The sequence below is a fragment of the Streptomyces sp. WELS2 genome, assembly GCF_013870595.1.
GTDB lineage: Bacteria > Actinomycetota > Actinomycetes > Streptomycetales > Streptomycetaceae > Streptomyces.
Genome location: NZ_JACBWZ010001026.1, coordinates 1 through 1,974, shown reverse-complemented (window position 1 = coordinate 1,974; position 1,974 = coordinate 1). Strand labels below are relative to the sequence as shown.

Annotated in this window: 2 protein-coding genes; both read left to right on the top strand. The window is 71.4% G+C overall.

Going from position 1 to position 1,974, the window contains the following annotated elements:
- A partial coding sequence (locus H5J33_RS33140; protein ID WP_258565580.1) for an acyl carrier protein occupies positions 1-466 on the top strand: 466 nt, incomplete at its 5' end.
- Between the two features lie 50 nt (positions 467-516).
- On the top strand, positions 517-1,974 hold a 1,458-nt coding region (locus H5J33_RS33135; protein WP_181798406.1), incomplete at its 3' end, for a beta-ketoacyl synthase N-terminal-like domain-containing protein.

The window sequence follows — 1,974 nt, the reverse complement described above, 5'->3', positions numbered from 1 at the left end:
GCGGCTGCGCGAGCTGGTCTGCGCCCAGGCCGCCGGGGTGCTGGGCCATGCGTCGGCGACCGCGGTTCAGCCCCACCACACCTTCAAGGAACTCGGTTTCGACTCCCTGGGCGCGGTGGAGCTGCGGAACCGCCTGATGCGGGCCACCGGGCTGCGGCTGTCCGCCACGCTGGCCTTCGACTATCCGACACCGGCCGCGCTCGCCGACCACCTGTGGGAGCAACTGCGGCCGGACGAGGAGACGCTGGCCGACCGGGTGCTGAGCGACCTCGACGAGCTGGAGTCCGCGCTCGCCACGCTGGCCCCCGACGAGCAGGCCCGCGATCGCGTCCTGAGCCGGATGCGGCAACTGGTCGACAAGCACCTGGGTGCCGGGGCCGCCGATGACGGCGAACAGTCGGGCGCGGAGCGGTTCGACTCGGCCAGTGACGACGAGCTGTTCGACTTCCTCGACAAAGGCATCTGACACCGGGGCCGGCCGACGCACCGCCAGTACTTTCACGCAAGGGGGAGAAAGTGAACACCGAGGACAAGCTGCGCTCGTACCTCAAGCAGGCTGCCGCCGAACTGCACGACACCCGTGAGCGCCTGCGCAAGGTGCAGGACGACGCCCACGAGCCGGTGGCGATCGTGGGGATGGGGTGCCGGTTCCCCGGTGGCGTGCGGTCGCCGGAGGATCTGTGGCGGCTGGTGGCGTCCGGTTCCGATGCCGTGGCGTCGTGGCCCACGGACCGTGGCTGGGACCTGGAGGGGTTGTACGACCCGGATCCGGACGCGGTGGGCAAGTCCTACTCGCGGTCGGGCGGATTCCTCTACGACGCGGCCGAGTTCGACGCGGACTTCTTCGGGATCTCCCCGCGTGAGGCGCTGGCGACCGACCCGCAGCAGCGGTTGCTGCTGGAGACGTCGTGGGAGGCCATCGAGCGGGCCGGGATCGGCCCGGCCTCGCTGCGGGGCAGCCGCACCGGCGTCTACATGGGGCTGATGTACCAGGACTACGGGTCCCGGATCGGCAAGGCCCCCGAGGAGCTGGAGGGCTACCTGCTCAACGGCAGCGCGGGCAGCATCGCCGCCGGACGGATCGCGTACACCTTCGGCCTGGAGGGGCCCACCCTCACGGTGGACACGGCGTGTTCGTCGTCGCTGGTCGCGCTGCACTTGGCGGTGCAGGCGCTGCGGCGGGGTGAGTGCTCGATGGCGTTGGCGGGCGGTGCCACCGTGATGTCGTCGCCGGGCCTCTTCGTGGAGTTCAGCCGACAGCGGGGCATGTCCCCCGACGGCCGCTGCAAGGCGTTCGCGGAGGCCGCCGACGGCACCGGTTGGGCCGAGGGCGTGGGCGTGCTGGTGGTCGAGCGGTTGTCGGACGCTCTGCGGCTGGGGCATCCGGTGCTGGCCGTGGTCCGGGGGAGTGCCGTCAACCAGGACGGCGCGAGCAACGGACTGACCGCTCCCAACGGTCCCTCCCAACAGCGGGTGATCCGGGAGGCGCTGGCCGACGCGCGGCTCGAAGCCGCCGACGTGGACGCCGTGGAGGCGCACGGGACGGGTACGCGGCTGGGTGACCCGATCGAGGCGCAGGCGCTCATCGCCACCTACGGTCAGGAGCGGGCGAGTGAACAGCCGCTGTTCCTGGGATCGTTGAAGTCCAACATCGGGCACGCTCAGGCGGCCGCGGGTGTGGGTGGCGTCATCAAGATGGTGATGGCGTTGCGGCACGGCGTTCTGCCCAAGACCCTGCACGTGGACGAGCCGTCGTCGCATGTGGACTGGTCCGCCGGTGCCGTGGAGCTGCTGACCGAGGAGCGGGAGTGGCCCGCCGTCGACCGGCCGCGCCGGGCCGGCATATCCGCCTTCGGCGCCAGCGGCACCAACGCCCACGTGATCGTCGAGCAGGCCCCGGAACAGGCACAGCAGCCGGACGAGCCTCTGCCCTCCGGTGTGGTGCCGTGGGTGGTCTCGGGTAGGTCGGAGGGT